The organism is Comamonas denitrificans, from assembly GCF_042654745.1.
Lineage (GTDB): Bacteria > Pseudomonadota > Gammaproteobacteria > Burkholderiales > Burkholderiaceae_C > Comamonas > Comamonas denitrificans.
Genome location: NZ_JBHSEY010000065.1, coordinates 1 through 1,300, shown reverse-complemented (window position 1 = coordinate 1,300; position 1,300 = coordinate 1). Strand labels below are relative to the sequence as shown.

The 1,300-nt window shown below is 53.5% G+C and carries 1 rRNA gene; it reads left to right on the top strand.

The features are described 5' to 3' along the window. Positions 1-1,189, top strand: a 16S ribosomal RNA gene (locus ACFO24_RS13295); the annotation flags it as partial. Between the last annotated feature and the right edge of the window lie 111 nt (positions 1,190-1,300).

The window sequence follows — 1,300 nt, the reverse complement described above, 5'->3', positions numbered from 1 at the left end:
AGGCAGCAGTGGGGAATTTTGGACAATGGGGGAAACCCTGATCCAGCAATGCCGCGTGCAGGATGAAGGCCTTCGGGTTGTAAACTGCTTTTGTACGGAACGAAAAGTCTTGGGTTAATACCCTGGGATCATGACGGTACCGTAAGAATAAGCACCGGCTAACTACGTGCCAGCAGCCGCGGTAATACGTAGGGTGCAAGCGTTAATCGGAATTACTGGGCGTAAAGCGTGCGCAGGCGGTTTTGTAAGACAGTGGTGAAATCCCCGGGCTCAACCTGGGAACTGCCATTGTGACTGCAAGGCTGGAGTGCGGCAGAGGGGGATGGAATTCCGCGTGTAGCAGTGAAATGCGTAGATATGCGGAGGAACACCGATGGCGAAGGCAATCCCCTGGGCCTGCACTGACGCTCATGCACGAAAGCGTGGGGAGCAAACAGGATTAGATACCCTGGTAGTCCACGCCCTAAACGATGTCAACTGGTTGTTGGGAATTTATTTTCTCAGTAACGAAGCTAACGCGTGAAGTTGACCGCCTGGGGAGTACGGCCGCAAGGTTAAAACTCAAAGGAATTGACGGGGACCCGCACAAGCGGTGGATGATGTTCTTTAATTCGATGCAACGCGAAAAACCTTACCCACCTTTGACATGTATGGAATCCTTTAGAGATGAAGGAGTGCTCGAAAGAGAGCCATAACACAGGTGCTGCATGGCTGTCGTCAGCTCGTGTCGTGAGATGTTGGGTTAAGTCCCGCAACGAGCGCAACCCTTGCCATTAGTTGCTACGAAAGGGCACTCTAATGGGACTGCCGGTGACAAACCGGAGGAAGGTGGGGATGACGTCAAGTCCTCATGGCCCTTATAGGTGGGGCTAGAAACGTCATACAATGGCCGGTACAAAGGGTAGCCAAGCCGCGAGGTGGAGCCAATCCCATAAAGCCGGTCGTAGTCCGGATCGCAGTCTGCAACTCGACTGCGTGAAGTCGGAATCGCTAGTAATCGTGGATCAGCATGCCACGGTGAATACGTTCCCGGGTCTTGTACACACCGCCCGTCACACCATGGGAGCGGGTCTCGCCAGAAGTAGGTAGCCTAACCGCAAGGAGGGCGCTTACCACGGCGGGGTTCGTGACTGGGGTGAAGTCGTAACAAGGTAGCCGTATCGGAAGGTGCGGCTGGATCACCTCCTTTCTGGAAAATGCAAACAACTGTTTGCTGCTAAATACCCACACTTATCGGTTGTTGGATGACCCATCGAAGACCAAAAAAGGTTTGATGGTTGGGGTCTGTAGCTCAGCTGGT